Source organism: Microvirga sp. 17 mud 1-3 (assembly GCF_003151255.1).
GTDB lineage: Bacteria > Pseudomonadota > Alphaproteobacteria > Rhizobiales > Beijerinckiaceae > Microvirga.
In genome coordinates this window covers 1994405-2009645 of record NZ_CP029481.1, presented here as the reverse complement: position 1 = coordinate 2009645, position 15241 = coordinate 1994405, and the positions used below count along the sequence as shown (strand labels likewise).

Annotated in this window: 13 protein-coding genes; 9 read left to right on the top strand and 4 right to left on the bottom strand. The window is 66.7% G+C overall.

Features of this window, described 5'->3' with window-relative positions:
- Positions 1 to 174: 174 nt before the first annotated feature.
- The 7 genes from C4E04_RS09505 to C4E04_RS09475 all read left to right on the top strand — a co-directional run bounded on the left by C4E04_RS09505 (position 175) and on the right by C4E04_RS09475 (position 8207).
- Positions 175 to 1668 carry a replicative DNA helicase gene (locus C4E04_RS09505; RefSeq protein WP_109597043.1) on the top strand — a complete coding sequence of 498 codons (1494 nt, stop codon included), beginning with the start codon at positions 175 to 177 and terminating at the stop codon, positions 1666 to 1668.
- Positions 1669 to 1676: 8 nt separating this feature from the next.
- Complete coding sequence (alr, locus tag C4E04_RS09500; RefSeq protein ID WP_109597041.1) at positions 1677 to 2831, top strand: alanine racemase; 1155 nt, start codon at positions 1677 to 1679, stop codon at positions 2829 to 2831.
- Complete coding sequence (radA, locus tag C4E04_RS09495; protein ID WP_109597039.1) at positions 2831 to 4237, top strand: DNA repair protein RadA; 1407 nt, start codon at positions 2831 to 2833, stop codon at positions 4235 to 4237. Before alr ends, radA begins: the two co-directional genes overlap by 1 nt.
- Before the next feature lie 129 nt (positions 4238 to 4366).
- On the top strand, positions 4367 to 4987 hold the full coding sequence (locus tag C4E04_RS09490; RefSeq protein ID WP_109597037.1) for a CvpA family protein: 621 nt from the start codon (positions 4367 to 4369) through the stop codon (positions 4985 to 4987).
- A gap of 176 nt (positions 4988 to 5163) precedes the next feature.
- Positions 5164 to 6651, top strand: coding sequence for an amidophosphoribosyltransferase (gene purF / locus C4E04_RS09485; protein WP_109597035.1), 1488 nt, complete (start codon positions 5164 to 5166; stop codon positions 6649 to 6651).
- A gap of 5 nt (positions 6652 to 6656) precedes the next feature.
- Positions 6657 to 7400, top strand: a complete 744-nt coding sequence (locus tag C4E04_RS09480; RefSeq protein ID WP_109597033.1) for an SDR family NAD(P)-dependent oxidoreductase — start codon at positions 6657 to 6659, stop codon at positions 7398 to 7400.
- Positions 7401 to 7586: 186 nt separating this feature from the next.
- The gene (locus C4E04_RS09475; protein ID WP_109597031.1) at positions 7587 to 8207 is read left to right on the top strand and encodes a LysE family translocator; all 621 of its coding nucleotides are present in this window, start codon (positions 7587 to 7589) and stop codon (positions 8205 to 8207) included.
- On the opposite strand, the gene C4E04_RS09470 is transcribed toward C4E04_RS09475, so the two are convergent.
- From C4E04_RS09470 to C4E04_RS09455, 4 genes are all read right to left on the bottom strand, one after another.
- Complete coding sequence (locus C4E04_RS09470) at positions 8204 to 9388, bottom strand: helix-turn-helix transcriptional regulator (protein WP_109597029.1); 1185 nt, start codon at positions 9386 to 9388, stop codon at positions 8204 to 8206. The genes C4E04_RS09475 and C4E04_RS09470 overlap by 4 nt on opposite strands.
- Positions 9389 to 9578: 190 nt before the next feature.
- Positions 9579 to 10928: a ribosome biogenesis GTPase Der gene (gene der, locus C4E04_RS09465; RefSeq protein ID WP_109597027.1), complete on the bottom strand. Its 1350-nt coding sequence runs from the start codon at positions 10926 to 10928 to the stop codon at positions 9579 to 9581.
- An 18-nt stretch (positions 10929 to 10946) separates the two neighbouring features.
- Complete coding sequence (locus C4E04_RS09460) at positions 10947 to 11618, bottom strand: tetratricopeptide repeat protein (RefSeq protein ID WP_109597025.1); 672 nt, start codon at positions 11616 to 11618, stop codon at positions 10947 to 10949.
- A 120-nt stretch (positions 11619 to 11738) separates the two neighbouring features.
- Complete coding sequence (locus C4E04_RS09455) at positions 11739 to 12332, bottom strand: NnrU family protein (RefSeq protein ID WP_109597023.1); 594 nt, start codon at positions 12330 to 12332, stop codon at positions 11739 to 11741.
- A gap of 328 nt (positions 12333 to 12660) precedes the next feature.
- Here C4E04_RS09455 and C4E04_RS09450 point away from each other — a divergent pair, with 328 nt between their 5' ends.
- A complete protein-coding gene (locus tag C4E04_RS09450) occupies positions 12661 to 13278 on the top strand; it encodes a TRAP transporter small permease subunit (protein ID WP_109597020.1) in 618 nt (205 codons plus the stop codon).
- Positions 13279 to 13317: 39 nt separating this feature from the next.
- Positions 13318 to 15201, top strand: a complete 1884-nt coding sequence (locus C4E04_RS09445; protein ID WP_109597018.1) for a TRAP transporter large permease subunit — start codon at positions 13318 to 13320, stop codon at positions 15199 to 15201.
- Positions 15202 to 15241: the final 40 nt, after the last annotated feature.

The window sequence follows — 15241 nt, the reverse complement described above, 5'->3', positions numbered from 1 at the left end:
GGGTCCTCGGACCCGCAAGGCCGGCGAAGTCTGCGTGGTGTGGGAATCGGGGACAACGAGGACAAGCCGCGAACGGGCGGCCTGAAGTCCCGCCCTGTGTCCGGGCGGTAACCATTCGGTGTCCGAATCCGGTTTAGGATCGCCGCCCCCTGTTCTCGTTTTTCGGAGCGCCAGATGGCCACCGCCAATGCCCTGATCGCTCGGATCGATTCGGCAGAGCCGCAATTCCGCGTCGCCCCGAGCAACATCGATGCCGAGCAGGCGCTGCTGGGCGCCATTCTCGTCAATAACGACGCCTATTACCGGGTCTCCGACTTCCTGGAGGCCTCCCATTTCATCGAGGACCTACACCGGCGCATCTATGAGGTGGCAACAAGCCTCATCAAGGCCGGCAAGGTCGCGACACCGATTACGCTGAAGACCTTCCTGGGTGACCAGGACCTCGGCGGCCTCACGGTGTCCCAATACCTCGCGCGCCTCGCGGCCGAAGCCACGACGGTCATCAACGCGGAGGATTACGGCCGCACGATTTACGACCTCGCCATCCGCCGGAACCTGATCTCCATCGGCGAGGACATGGTGAACGTCGCCTATGACGCACCGGTCGACAGCGCTCCGCGGGACCAGATCGAGGAGGCCGAGCGCCGGCTCTACGAACTCGCCGAGACCGGCCGCTACGACGGCGGCTTCCAGCGCTTCTCAGACGCCCTGACCCAGGCCATCGATATGGCGGCGGCGGCCTACAAGCGGGAAGGCAAGCTGTCGGGCATCTCGACCGGCCTCGTCGACCTCGACCGGACGCTCGGCGGCCTCCAGCCGTCCGACCTCGTGATCCTGGCCGGCCGTCCGGCCATGGGTAAGACCTCGCTCGTCACCAATATCGCCTTCAACATCGCCAAGGCCTACCAGGCCGAGAAGCAGCCCGACGGCACCATGAAGACGATCAACGGCGGCATCGTGGGCTTCTTCTCTCTCGAAATGTCGGCCGAGCAGCTCGCCACCCGTATCATCGCCGAGCAATCCGGCGTGGCCTCCTACAAGATCCGCCGCGGCGACATGCGCGAGGACGACTTCTACAAGATCACCGAAGCCGCCCGCGAGATGCAGTCGATCCCGTTCTACGTCGACCAGACCGGCGGCATCTCCATCGCCCAGCTCGCGGCCCGGGCCCGGCGGCTGAAGCGCCAGCGTGGGCTCGACCTGCTGGTGGTCGACTACCTCCAGCTCCTCTCCGCCTCGGCCAAGAAAGGCGAGAACCGGGTGCAGGAGCTGACCGAGATCACCACCGGCCTCAAGGCGCTCGCCAAGGAACTGGCGGTCCCCGTCGTGGCCCTGTCCCAGCTCTCCCGTCAGGTGGAAGCCCGCGACGACAAGCGCCCCCAGCTCGCGGATCTTCGCGAATCCGGCTCCATCGAGCAGGACGCCGACGTGGTCATGTTCGTTTATCGTGAAGAGTATTATCTGAAGAACAAGGAGCCGAAGCCCGGCACCGAGGAATATTTCAAGTGGCAGGCCGAGATGGACCAGGTCCACGGCAAGGCGGAGGTCATCATCGGCAAGCAGCGTCACGGCCCCACCGGCACGGTACAGCTCGCCTTCCAGGCCGACATCACCCGCTTCACCAATCTCGCAGACGAAGACAAGCTTCCTGAACGGATCGGCGATTGAACAAGCACATGTCCCAGACGGCCCCGCAGGGCCACATCCCCGAGGAGGCCGCCGGCGCGCTCCTTCGCATCGACCTGGATGCCCTTGTGTCCAACTGGCGGACCCTGCGCACGCAGGCGGGCGGCGCCGAGACCTCGGCGGTCGTCAAGGCGAACGCCTATGGCACCGGCATCGAGAAGGCCGTTCCGGCCCTGGCGGCCGCCGGCTGCCGCACCTTCTTCCTGGCCCATGTGAGCGGAGCGATCCGGGCCCGTGCGGTCGCGCCTGAGGCGACGATCTACGTGCTCAACGGGCTCCTGCCCGGCTCCTGCGGGCATCTGGTGGCCCATAGCCTTCGGCCGGTCCTCGGCTCCCTGCCCGAGATCGACGAATGGGCGTCCTTCTGCCGGGCTGAAGGACGCGCCTTCGAGGCGGCGATCCATGTGGACACGGGCATGAACCGCCTCGGCCTGACCGTCAGCGAGGGCCTCGCCCTCGCGGCTCGGCCGGAGCTGAAGGATTTCACGCCCGCCCTGCTCATGAGCCATTTCGTCTCCGCCGAGGAGCGGGACAACCCACTCAACCTCCGGCAGATCGAGGCATTCACGGCCGTCCGGAACGCCCTGCCGGGCCTTCCGGCCTCCCTGGCCAATTCCTCCGGCATCTTCCTGCCCCAGAAGCCTCATTTCGACCTCGTCCGGCCGGGCTATGCCCTCTATGGCGGCAATCCGACCCCCGGCGAGGCCAATCCCATGCGGCCGGTGGTGGAGCTCGAAGGCCGGATCGTGCAGCTGCGCTTCGTCGAGACGGACGAGACTGTGGGCTATAACGGCCGCTGGACAGCCGGCGGCCGGAGGCGGATCGCCACGGTCTCGGTGGGCTATGCGGACGGCTATCCCCGCTCCGCAAGCTCCCCGGGCCGCAGCGGCGAGCCTGGCCTGCGCGGCATGGCTCTGGTGGGAGGGCAGCTGTGTCCCTTCGCCGGAACCGTCTCCATGGACCTGCTCGCCGTCGACGTCACGGACGCGCCGGAGAGTGCCCTGGTCCGAGGCGGCCCCGTGACCCTGATCGGCGGACCTCTGACGGTCGACGAGGTCGGGCGCCGAGCTGGCACCATCGGCTACGAGATCCTCACGGGCCTCGGGCCCCGCTATCGGCGCGTCTATACCGGGGCGACGCTCTGATGGCGAAGCGTCAGGCCTCCTTCGCGTGCCAGGAATGCGGCGCGGTCTACAATCGCTGGAAGGGCAAATGCGAGGCCTGCGGCGGCTGGAACACCATCGTCGAGGAGACCGGCTCTGCGAACCCGATGGTCGGCCCCGTGGCCACGCGCCCGTCCCGCGCCAAGGGCCGGATCTTCCCGCTCGAGGGCCTTTCGGGCGAGGCGAAGGAGGCTCCGCGCACGCCTTCTGGCATCGCGGAGCTCGACCGGGTGACCGGCGGCGGCTTCGTCCACGGCTCCATCATCCTTCTCGGCGGCGATCCGGGCATCGGCAAGTCGACCCTCCTCATGCAGGCCACGGCCGCTCTGGCGAACCGGGGTGAGCGGGTCGCGTACATTTCGGGTGAGGAGGCGGTGGCGCAGGTGCGCCTTAGGGCCGAGCGCCTCGGCCTCGGCCAGGCGCCCGTGGAGCTCGCCTCCGAAACCAACGTGGAAGACATCGTCGCGACTCTGTCCCAGGGCCGCCCGCCGGCGCTTGCGATCATCGACTCGATCCAGACCATGTGGACCGAGACGGTCGAATCCGCCCCCGGCACCGTGACCCAGGTGCGCGGCAGCGCCCAGGCGCTGATCCGGTTCGCCAAGACTACCGGCACGGCCGTGATCCTGGTGGGCCACGTGACCAAGGACGGGCAGATCGCCGGTCCCCGCGTCGTCGAGCACATGGTCGACGCAGTCGTCTCCTTCGAGGGCGATACGGGCCACCATTTCCGCATCCTGCGCGCCGTGAAGAATCGCTTCGGACCGACCGACGAGATCGGCGTGTTCGAGATGTCCGACCGAGGCCTGCGCGAGGTGCCGAATCCCTCCGAGCTCTTTCTGGCCGGGCGCGATCTCGCGACGCCCGGAACGGCAGTCTTTGCCGGCATGGAGGGCACCCGCCCGCTCCTCGTGGAAATCCAGGCCCTCGTCGCTCCCTCGTCCCTCGGCACCCCGCGCCGGGCCGTCGTGGGCTGGGATCCGGCGCGCCTGTCCATGGTGCTCGCCGTGCTGGAGGCTCATGGGGGCCTCCGTCTCGGGATGCACGACGTTTACCTGAACGTCGCGGGCGGCCTGCGCATCACGGAGCCTGCCGCCGATCTCGCGGCGGCAGCCGCCCTGGTCTCGTCGCTCTCGGGCAATCCCCTGCCGCCCGACACGGTTTATTTCGGCGAGCTCGGCCTGTCCGGCGCCATCCGGCCCGTCGCCCAGGCCGAGGCGCGGCTGAAGGAAGCCGCCAAGCTCGGCTTTGCCAGTGCCGTTTCTCCCCCGGCCCGGACCGACCGGAAGGAGCGTCTGCCCCTGGCAGCCTCCTCCATCGGGCACATCACCGACCTGGTGGCCGGGATCGCAGCGCGCCAGAACCGGCTTGCCCGCTCCCGGGCCTGACCGGCCCGGCCGGGCCCCATCCCTGCTCTGTGACCTGCCCTGGGGTGACGAACGCCTTTCTTGCCGCTATACACCGCGACGCCCTCACCGCCTTGCGAGGCTGTCCCCGTCCCTGCGTCAGGCTTGCCCATGCCTTTTTCCATTCTGGATCTCGTTGTCGTCGGCGTCGTTCTGATTTCCGGTCTTCTGGCCGCCGTCCGCGGCTTCACGCGCGAAGTGCTAGCGATCGTGGCCTGGGTCGCGGCCGCCGCGGTGGCCTGGTATCTGCACCCGGCCGTGCTGCCTTTGGCGCAGCAATATATCCACAATCACACGGTGGCCCTTGTGGCGGCGATCGGCGGCATCTTCGTCGTGACCCTCATCGTGGTCTCGATCATCACGGTCCAGATCTCCGACCTGATTCTCGATTCCCGCATCGGCGCCCTCGACCGGACCCTCGGCCTGGTCTTCGGCGCGGCGCGAGGCTTCCTCATCTGCGTCATCGGCTGGGCCTTCCTGGGCTGGCTCCTCCAGGGCAAGAACCCCGACTGGGCCGCGACGTCGCGCACCCGCCCGGCCATGGAGAACACCCGCGACAGCATCATCGCCATGCTGCCCGAGAATGCCGAAGCGCTGATCCAGAAGCTGCGCGACAAGGGCAAGCCCGAGATCGAGCAGGGCGAACCGGCCGAGCCCGATCCGCAGCGCCCCGGCACTGCTCCGGCTGCGCCGGCCTCGCCGCCGGCCCGGCCCGCGCAGCCCCGCGGCTGACATTTCCGGATCGGCGACAGGGTTAGGCTCCCGTCGCCGTTCCGCCCCTCGGCAACGTGAAGAACACCCCGGCCCTGCAGCCGGGGCGCGACCGCAATAAACGTTGGCGTTCCGCGCAAGGCTCATTAAATAGGTGCCTTAAGCGCCGCCTATGGTGCCACCCCAAGGAAATGACGATGTCTTCTCTGTCTGAGACGTGGCAGATCCGGCCCAAAACGGTGGATCTTGACCTCGACGGCGATACCTTACGCGAGGAATGCGGTGTCTTCGGCATCTACGGGCACCCGGACGCCGCCGCCATCACGGCCTTGGGGCTCCACGCGCTTCAGCATCGTGGACAGGAAGCGGCCGGCATCGTGTCCTTCAACGGTCACGTCTTCCATCTGGAACGCAAGCTCGGCCTCGTCGGTGACGGTTTCTCGGACCGCTCGGTGATCGAGCGCCTGGAAGGCTTCTCGGCCATCGGCCATGTACGCTATTCCACCACGGGCGAGACGGTGCTGCGCAACGTGCAGCCGCTCTTCGCCGAACTGGACGGCGGCGGCTTCGCGGTGGCCCATAACGGCAACCTGACCAACGGCCTGACCCTTCGCCGCAACCTCATCCGTGACGGCGCCATCTGCCAGTCCACCACGGACACGGAGGTGATCGTCCATCTCGTCGCCCGCAGCCGCCACGGCCGGGTGGTCGACCGGTTCCTCGAAGCGATCAAGCAGATCGAGGGCGCCTATTCGCTGGTGGCGCTGACCAACAAGAAGCTCATCGGCGCCCGCGACCCGCTCGGCATCCGCCCCCTCGTGCTGGGCGAGCTCGACGGCCGCTACATCCTGACCTCCGAGACCTGCGCCCTCGACATCATCGGCGCCCGCTTCGTCCGTGACATCGAGAACGGCGAATGCGTGGTCATCTCGGACGAGGGAATCGAGTCCTTCCGCTTCGCGCCGCAGCAGCCGGCCCGTCCCTGCATCTTCGAGTACATCTATTTCGCCCGGCCCGATTCCATCGTGAACGGTCACAGCGTCTATGCGGTGCGTAAAGGTATGGGCCGGGAGCTCGCGCAGGAATCCCCGGCGGATGCCGACGTGGTGATCCCGGTGCCGGATTCCGGTGTTCCGGCCGCCATCGGCTATGCCCAGAGCTGCGGCCTTCCTTACGAGCTCGGCATCATCCGCAACCATTATGTGGGCCGCACCTTCATCCAGCCGACGCAGTCGGTGCGCGAGCTCGGCGTGCGCATGAAGCACTCGGCCAACCGCTCGGCCATCGAGGGCAAGCGGATTGTGCTGGTGGACGACAGCCTGGTGCGAGGCACCACCTCGGTGAAGATCGTCCGCATGATGCGCGAAGCCGGCGCCCGCGAGGTGCATTTCCGCATCGCTAGCCCGCCGATCACCCATCCGGACTTCTACGGCATCGATACGCCCGAGAAGGAGAAGCTCCTGGCCGCGACCCACGACCTCGAGCAGATGCGCGCCTATATCGGGGCGGATTCCCTTGCGTTCCTTTCCATCGAGGGCATCTACCGGGCCATGGGCGAAAAGAGCCGCAACCCGGCGCAGCCGCAATTCACCGACCATTGCTTCACGGGCGACTACCCGACCCCGCTGACCGACCTGACGGTGGCCACGCCGCGCCGCCTTTCCCTTCTTGCCGAGGCCGACTGAGTTTCATGACCAAGCCCCTCTCCAACCGCGTCGCGGTCGTCACCGGCGCGTCTCGCGGCATCGGCCGCGCGGCCGCGCTCGCGCTTGCGGATGCTGGCGCGCACATCATCGCGCTGGCCCGCACGCAGGGTGCTCTCGAATCCCTCGACGACGAGATCCGCGCCAAGGGCTCCTCCGCGACCCTCGTGCCGGTGGACCTGAAGGATTTCGACGCCCTCGACCGGCTCGGCGCCGCCATCTACGAGCGCTGGGGCAAGCTCGATATCCTGCTCGGCAATGCGGGCATCCTCGGCGAGCTTGCGCCCATCACGCATGTGGACCAGCCCGTCTGGGACGCCGTGATGGCCATCAACGTGACGGCGAATTACCGCCTGCTCCGCTCCCTGGATCCGCTGCTGCGCGCCTCCGACGCGGGCCGCGCGATCTTCGTCACGTCGGGCGCCGCGAGCAAATGCACGGCCTATTGGGGCGTCTATTCCGTCTCCAAGGCCGCCCTGAACGCCCTGGTGCGGACCTATGCGGCCGAGACGGTCACGACCCCCGTGAAGGCGATGCTCCTCAACCCGGGACCGCTCGCCACCGCCATGCGCCGCGCGGCCCTTCCGGGCGAGGACCAATCGACCCTGAAGACCCCCGAGGACCTCGCGCCTCACGTGGTGAAGCTGGCGCGTCCGGACTGGACCGAGACCGGCAAGATCTACGACTTCACCCAGGACGGAAAGGTCCTCACACCGCAGATGCCCGCCTGAGAGCATCGCGTTTTCCCGGCATCGTCAGGGCAGCCCGAAAGGCCGCCCTTTCTTTTGCCCGCTGAGCGTTACGACGTAGCGCACCCTTCGCCGCCATCCGCCTCCACCGAACGGTGGACGCGGCGCAGAGCCTGAATCGCTAACGTCGCGTCCTGGCCGGGCGAAGGGCTTCAGCGAGGCGGGCTTATGAGCGGCATGTCGGCATTCCTGTCGGGCGCGACTGTCGGGCTGGCGATCACCATGCCGATCGGGCCGATGAGCCTGCTCTGCATCCAGCGCGCACTGGGTTCGGGCGCCCTTGCGGGGTTCGCCACCGGGCTCGGAGCCGCGACCGTCCTGGTGCTCTACACGACCTGCGCGATCCTGGGCCTCGGCCCTGCCCTCGCGGCCGCTATGAAGGACAGCCAGGTCGCGCTTTCGATCATGTCGGCCGGCCTCCTCCTCTGGCTGAGCGCCCGCGTCCTCGGTCGTACTATCTCCCTGGCGGCGCCGTGCACCGACAGTCGGGGTGCCGTATCGTCCTATTGCAGCGCCGTCGCCTGCGCCCTGTTCAATCCACTGACCCCCGTCCTTCTGGCAGCTGTCCTGCCGGTCGTCGCGGCCCCGGAACCAAGTGCCGCCTCGACGATGATCGCAGGCGTGTTCGCCGCCTCGGTCGGCTGGTGGCTGATCGTGAGCGGTGGCGTCGCGGTGCTTCGCGCAAGACTGAGCGTGACGGTCCTGAACCTTTTCAACAAGGCGTCCGGCCTGATCCTGGGAGCGCTCGGTCTCCTGATGGCCGCGAACGCCGTACAACTGCGTTTCTAATCGGGTTTGCGGCGCGGCTCCTGAAGGGCGCCTCCCGGAACCGATTGGACCGGAAGGGTCATTCGCATCGCCAGACGGATCAGCTCCGTCTGGCGGGACACGCCGGCCTTCGCGAAGATGTGGTCCAGATGGGTCTTGGCCGTCGACGGCGCCACTCCGAGATGGCGGGCGGTCTCCGCCAGGGTATGTCCGGCAAGGAGCCCCTCCAGCACTCTCGTCTCGGCCGCCGTAAGGTTGAAGGCCTGGGCCAGCGGGCCGACCCTGCATGGCTCGTCAGGCATGCTGACGAACACGGCCGCCACCGCGTCGGGCCGCAATTGTGTGCGCAGGCTTCCGGCCGTCATCGGCAGCACATGCGCGTAGGCAGGAGGGAGCCCGGCGGGCGTGAGGCGGACGGCGCTACCCTCCTGTCCAAGGGACGTCTCGTCCCGTGTCGCCAGCCCGATGGTATTGCGAAGCTCCCGGCTGGCCGCCTGGGTGCCTGCTGCCAACATGCCGTTCTGGCTCCGGATTGGGCCACCGTCGCGCATCATTCCCTCGGCGGCCCGGTTCGCGTGCAGGATGGCTCCACGACCGTCGGCGAGCACGACCCCGCACCGCAGCGCATCGAGCGCCTCGGCCATGCGGGCATGCTCGACGGCCTGCGCGTCCAGGATGCCGCTGATCGTCACGGCCCGGCGCAGGTGTGGCAGCAACAGGCGCCCGAGCTCAACCTCCCGCGGCGTGATGAGCCCCTGGCGCGCATGGCGCCCTAGGCCGATCTCGGCGAATTGCCGATGGGTGTACATCAGGAACATATGCATGATGTCCACGATCCCCTGCGGCTTCAGGCATTCTTCCACATAGAGGGATTTCTGAATGTATTCGGGGCTCAGATGGGCCGAAGTGACGAACATCTCGTCGATGGAAGGCTGCAGGGCGAGCCACTCGGTCAGCCGGGCGTTGATCTCCGCCACGTGCCGCTCGGACTTGAGCCGCAGCAATTCAGGCTGCCATCCGGCCGCCTTGTTGATGAGGAAGCGGTTGCCGTGGAGATCGTTCAGCGTGAGGGACACGACCGCGCAATCGAAGGTGCCGGCGATCTCCGCAAGGGTCGCCTCCCAGCGGCCGGGATCGAGGGCGCAATCGTAGATCGCCCCGATCAGCTCCGACAAGCGACGCTGCGACAGAACCTCATCCATCGGTCGGCGTTCCCGGCCGGTCCCGTTCCCGTTGCAGGACCATGACGACTCAGACGCGAAATACGGCCGGAATACTATCCCGGCGCTGGCCTGAAGAAGCAAGCCGCTGTGGCCGCGGCTTCCCCTTTTGGGAGTGCTTTCAGATAAAGAGCGCCCTGTTGCAGATCGCGCCGCGGACCAGCGCGCTCGCTTATTTCCGTTCCTTGTCGAACGGGTTCTTGCCCATGCGCAGGGAAACGCGGATCGGAACGCCCGGGAGGTCGAAGGCCTCGCGGATATTGTTCACGAGATACCGGGTGTAGCTTTTCGGCAGGGCATCGAGCTGGTTGCCGAAGATGGCGAAATGCGGGGGCCTGGCCTTTACCTGCGTCATGTAGCGGATTTTGATCCGGCGGCCGGACACCGCCGGGGGCGGGTTGGCCTCCAGGGCCTCGGACAGCCATTGATTGAGCCGCGCAGTGGAGATGCGGCGGTTCCAGGTTTCATGAACCTGCATGATCGCCTTCATCAGAGAGTCGATGCCGCTGCCAGCGAGTCCTGAAAGCGGCACCACGGGCGCTCCCTTCACCTGGGGCAGGAGGCGTGAGGCCTTCTCCTTCAGCTCCTTCAGAAGTCCCGGCTGGTCGGCCACCAGGTCCCACTTGTTGAGGCCGATCACGAGGGCACGGCCCTCCTGCTCCACTAGGTCGACAATGGACAGGTCCTGCTTCTCGAACGGGATCGTGGCATCGAGGAGGACCACCACCACCTCGGCAAAGCGCACGGCGCGCAGCGCATCGGCGACCGAGAGCTTCTCCAGCTTGTCCTCGACCCGGGCGCGCTTGCGCAGACCCGCCGTGTCGAACAGCTTGAAGGCGCGTCCGCGCCAGGTCCAGTCGAGGGAGATCGAATCCCGCGTGATGCCGGCCTCCGGGCCGGTGAGGAGGCGATCTTCACCCACCATCCGGTTGATGAGGGTCGACTTACCCGCATTCGGGCGCCCGACGATGGCGACCTGCAGCGGCTTGCCCGGATCCTCTTCCTCCTCGTCTTCCAGATCCCGAGGATCGGGAAAATACGGCATCAGGGCCTCGAAGAGGTCCGCCATGCCCTCCCCATGCTCGGCCGAGAGCGGCACCGGCTCCCCGAGCCCCAGGGAGAAAGCCTCGTAGGCACCCGCAAGGCCCGCACCGCCCTCCGCCTTGTTGGCAATGAGGATCACGGGCTTGCCGGACCGACGCACGAGCTCAGCGAAGGGCCGGTCGGCCGGAAGGATTCCGACTCGCGCGTCGATGACGAACAGGATGACGTCCGCATCCCCGATGGCAGCTTCCGTCTGTGCGCGCATGCGCCCGAGGAGCGATTCTTCGGTCGATTCCTCGAGCCCGGCCGTATCGACGATGCGGAACTCCAGATCGCCGAGGCGCGCCTCGCCCTCGCGCCGGTCGCGGGTTACCCCCGGCCGGTCGTCGACCAGGGCCAGCTTCTTGCCGACGAGCCGGTTGAACAGAGTCGACTTGCCGACATTCGGCCGCCCGACAATGGCGACGGTGGGCGTCATGTCCTGTCTCGCCTTCCTTTACTGGGTCACCGGAACGGGACCACCCGCCACAAGGGCAGTATACACCGCAAGCCGCTGCTTGAGGGCCGACGGGGTCTCGCGGTCGGCCGCAATCTGGTCGAACCACTTGCCGGCATAATCCATGTCGCCGGCCTTCAGGCCGGACAGGCCGAGAAGCTCACGGGCGGAATGCCGCCAGGGGTTCTCCGGCACGGCGATCCGCTCAAGGTCCGGGCGGATCTTGGCCGGATCCGCGCTGTCGAGCCGCAGCCATGCGGCGCGCAGGCGGGCCAGATCCTGCCAGAGAGTGCTCAGGCTTCCGTCCTTGGCGAGGGCGTCATAGGCGGAGGCGCCGTTCTCGGGGTTCTGGCGCCCCATCTCGGCGGCCAGGCGGAAGCGGGCGAGGAGGCCGTAGCCACCATCGCTCTCCTTCGCGAGGCTCTCGAGAGCCGCCTCGGCGTCCTTGCCCTTGTCGTCGCGGGACAGCTTCAAGGCGTCCTCGTAACGGACGGCTGCGGCCTGGGCGCGGGTTTCCTGCGAATGCTCCCAGTAGCGCCAGCCGCCGACTCCGGCCACGACGAGGATCGCGGCCCCGATGATCAGGCCGTTGTAGCGCTGCCAGATCTGGGCCATCTGGTCGCGGCGATATTCCTCGTCGACCTCGCGGATGAACTCATCGTTCGAAACCATACGTCTCCTGCGGCCGGAACCGCCTCCTCCATCGAAGTGGGTCGCCTAGCACAGCCCCCCGATGAAGGCGAGAGGCCGATTGCGTCGCATCGGCTTTCGCCGCGCCCGTTCAGGGGCAGATCAGGCCCGGCCGGGCAGGACCGGAACGCCGATGAGAAGCGGGTGCAGCCAGAACACGAAAGCGAGATAGACAGCCGTGCCGACGACGACAGCGAGAATATCGTTGCGGGTCTCGTGGGCGCTGCCCCTTGGAGCGCCATGCCCGGCAGCGACATCCCGGCGCTTGGCGCTGATCCGGGCCAGCACTGCCCAAACCAGGAAAGAGCCGAACAGGAGGATCGAGCCGAGGTCGCCATTCGCGAGAAGGTGGGCGAGGGCCCAGACCTTCACGGCCGCCAGCATCGGATGCTTGAGCGCCCGCTTGATCCGGCCCGGGAGATAAGCGGCCGCAAGGGCCACGAAGGCGAACCATACGAGAAGCAGCGCCAAGTGTCGGGTCCAGACCGGGGGATCCCATACGGGGATGTAGCCCTCGGCCCGATACCGGCCGAAGCCGATGGCGATCAGCACGATCCCGACGGCCGATACCAGGGAATAGAGCCCCTTATAGGCCCCCTCCCCGATCCTTCCGACGAGGCTCGCCCGCGCCTTGCGGGCCATGCTGAACGCATGGGTGCCCAGGAACACGATCAGACCCAGAACCAGCAGCGTCACGGCTACGCGCCTCCCTTTTCGCGGCGGACCATAGCAAGAGCCGCAAGGGGCCGCCAGCGCCCGAATATGGGACGCAAATCCTCATACCGGAAAGGATCGCCCTGGAAAGACGCGGGACATGCCCTTTGGGAAGTGCGATCGTTGCCCGAACGGCCCGTCGTCGCGCATCATAATTTTCGTGGCGGGCCCCCTTGTGACACGAATGCACAGAGGGTACTCGCCTTAAGTTGAGTGCGTTCAGGGGCTTCGGGCTCTAGCGAAGAGGCTGCAACTTCGTTAGCTACACCCTGACAAAACCAACGAACAGAGACGATCAGGGGAAAACCGGATGACAGCATTCCTGAAGCTGTCCCGAGCAATCGACTCATTGAACGAGCGCTTGGGGAAGACCGTGGCCTGGGCCATCGTGGTGGCGATCCTGGTTTCGGCGATCAACGCGATCATCCGGCGGGTCTTCGGGGTCTCGTCGAATGCCTGGCTCGAACTGCAATGGTACCTGTTCGGCGCCGTGTTCATGCTCTGCTCCCCCTGGACCCTGAAGGTCAACGAGCACATCCGCATCGACATCGTCTCGAACATGCTCTCGAAGCGCACACGCAACTGGATCGACCTGCTCGGGCACGTCTTCTTCCTGTTCCCCTTCGTGGCGATCATGCTCTGGCTGTGCGTGCCGTATTTCCAGAAATCCTACCTTTCGGGCGAGGTCTCGTCGAATGCTGGCGGCCTGCTGATCTGGCCTGCCAAGGGCCTCATCCTTCTAGGCTTCTTCTTCCTGGGCCTGCAATGGCTGAGCGAACTCATCAAGCGCATCGCCATCATGCGCGGCGATCTGGACGATGAAACGACGAACCACAGCGCCGAGGCCGAGGCCGAACGGCTCCTGACGGAACTGGGCGATCCGAACACTGCGACAGGTGGCGAGCCTCCCGGCGACGGCATCCGCTGACCGTGAAGGCCCTGTCCATATTTTCCGGAGTTTCAGTCCATGGCTGAGTTGATTGCCCAGAACCTCGCGCCGATCATGTTCGCGGCGCTCGTCGTCTTCCTGCTGCTCGGGTATCCGGTCGCCTTCTCGCTCGCGGCGAACGGCCTCCTGTTCTTCTTCCTGGCGGTCGAGCTGGCGCCGCTCGCGCCCGACACCATCACGCTCTCCTGGCCCCTCCTCCAGGCCCTTCCCGACCGTGTCTACGGCACCATGTCGAACGAGGTGCTGCTAGCGGTGCCGTTCTTCACCTTCATGGGGCTGATCCTCGAACGGTCCGGCATGGCCGAGGACCTGCTCGACACCATCGGGCAGCTCTTCGGCACCGTCCGCGGCGGCCTGGCCTATGCGGTGATCTTCGTGGGTGCCCTGCTCGCCGCCACCACGGGCGTCGTGGCCGCTTCCGTCATTTCGATGGGCCTGATCTCGCTCCCGATCATGCTGCGCTACGGCTACGACCGGCGCCTCGCCTCCGGCGTCATCGCGGCCTCCGGCACGCTGGCGCAGATCATCCCGCCGTCGCTTGTCCTCATCGTCATGGCCGACCAGCTCGGCCGTTCGGTCGGCGATATGTACGAGGGCGCGTTCCTGCCGGGGCTGATCCTGTCGGGCCTCTATGCGGGCTATGTGCTCCTGACATCCATCGTCAATCCGAAGGCCGCACCGGGCCTGCCGCCGGAAGCCATCGGCTACCGGGAGCCGAACGGCGCCCGCGGCGTCTGGCAGCTCGGCGTGCTGGTCGTCTTCTCGGGCCTCGTCGGCTACTACGTCCTCTCGCAGACGAATACGAAGGCGGGCGCCGATTTCGTCATCCTCACCATCTGCGTCGCGACCGTCGTGGCGCTCATCTGCGCCCTGATGAACCGGATGCTCGGGGCCAAGCGCGTCGTCATCTCGGCATTACTCACGGCCGCCCTGGTCGCCCTCTATTTCGTCCTGCTCAAGGACCACGAATCCTGGGCGCTCGCGCTCGAGATGGTCATCGCCGGTGCGGTCTATGCGCTCGTGGTCGGCATCGTCGAACGCGCAAGCGGCTTCAGGCTCATGTCGCGCATGGCCGAGCAGGTCACCTTCGTGATGGTGCCGCCCCTCCTCCTGATCTTCCTCGTGCTCGGCACCATCTTCATCGGCCTCGCGACGCCGACCGAAGGCGGCGCCATGGGCGCCCTCGGCTCGGTCATCCTGGCGGCCGTCAAGCGCCGGCTCGACAACAACCCGAACCGCTTCAACTTCACCCTCGTGCGCCAGGCCACGGAGGCGACCGCGAAGCTCTCAGCCTTTGTGCTGTTCATCCTGATTGGCGCCCGCGTGTTCTCACTCACCTTCTACGGCGTGAACGGCCACATCTGGGTCGAGCACCTGCTGACCTCCCTGCCGGGCGGCCACGTCGGCTTCCTGATCTTCGTGAACGTGCTCGTCTTCCTCCTGGCGTTCTTCCTCGACTTCTTCGAGCTCGCCTTCATCATCATCCCGCTGCTGGGCCCGGCGGCCGAGAAGCTCGGGATCGACCTGATCTGGTTCGGCGTCATCCTGGGCGTGAACATGCAGACCTCGTTCATGCACCCGCCCTTCGGCTTCTCACTGTTCTTCCTGCGCTCGGTCGCGCCCAAGGTGCCCTATATCGACCGGGTCACGGGCAAGCGCATGGAGCCCATCACGACGGGCCAGATCTATTGGGGCGCCATTCCGTTCGTGGTGATCCAGCTCATCATGGTGGCCATCGTGGTGCTCTTCCCGCAGATCGTGATGCACTACAAAGGCGCGGCCGCAAAGGTCGACCCGGCGGCGGTGCAGAAGAAGCTCGATGAGCTCCTGGTCCCGGGCATCGGCCCAGGCGGCGGCGACCTCCCAGGCCTGAACTTCGACGAGCCGCCGAAGATTCAGTGAGACTGACCGCCCATCGCCAAAAACAGAAATCCCCGGCATA

What these genes read in the sequence shown, in the direction of transcription:
- C4E04_RS09505 (WP_109597043.1), top strand. Translation starts at nt 175, where the DNA reads ATGGCCACCGCCAATGCCCTGATCGCTCGGATCGATTCGGCAGAGCCG.
- alr (WP_109597041.1), top strand. Translation starts at nt 1,677, where the DNA reads ATGTCCCAGACGGCCCCGCAGGGCCACATCCCCGAGGAGGCCGCCGGC.
- radA (WP_109597039.1), top strand. Translation starts at nt 2,831, where the DNA reads ATGGCGAAGCGTCAGGCCTCCTTCGCGTGCCAGGAATGCGGCGCGGTC.
- C4E04_RS09490 (WP_109597037.1), top strand. Translation starts at nt 4,367, where the DNA reads ATGCCTTTTTCCATTCTGGATCTCGTTGTCGTCGGCGTCGTTCTGATT.
- purF (WP_109597035.1), top strand. Translation starts at nt 5,164, where the DNA reads ATGTCTTCTCTGTCTGAGACGTGGCAGATCCGGCCCAAAACGGTGGAT.
- C4E04_RS09480 (WP_109597033.1), top strand. Translation starts at nt 6,657, where the DNA reads ATGACCAAGCCCCTCTCCAACCGCGTCGCGGTCGTCACCGGCGCGTCT.
- C4E04_RS09475 (WP_109597031.1), top strand. Translation starts at nt 7,587, where the DNA reads ATGAGCGGCATGTCGGCATTCCTGTCGGGCGCGACTGTCGGGCTGGCG.
- C4E04_RS09470 (WP_109597029.1), bottom strand. Translation starts at nt 9,388, where the DNA reads ATGGATGAGGTTCTGTCGCAGCGTCGCTTGTCGGAGCTGATCGGGGCG.
- der (WP_109597027.1), bottom strand. Translation starts at nt 10,928, where the DNA reads ATGACGCCCACCGTCGCCATTGTCGGGCGGCCGAATGTCGGCAAGTCG.
- C4E04_RS09460 (WP_109597025.1), bottom strand. Translation starts at nt 11,618, where the DNA reads ATGGTTTCGAACGATGAGTTCATCCGCGAGGTCGACGAGGAATATCGC.
- C4E04_RS09450 (WP_109597020.1), top strand. Translation starts at nt 12,661, where the DNA reads ATGACAGCATTCCTGAAGCTGTCCCGAGCAATCGACTCATTGAACGAG.
- C4E04_RS09445 (WP_109597018.1), top strand. Translation starts at nt 13,318, where the DNA reads ATGGCTGAGTTGATTGCCCAGAACCTCGCGCCGATCATGTTCGCGGCG.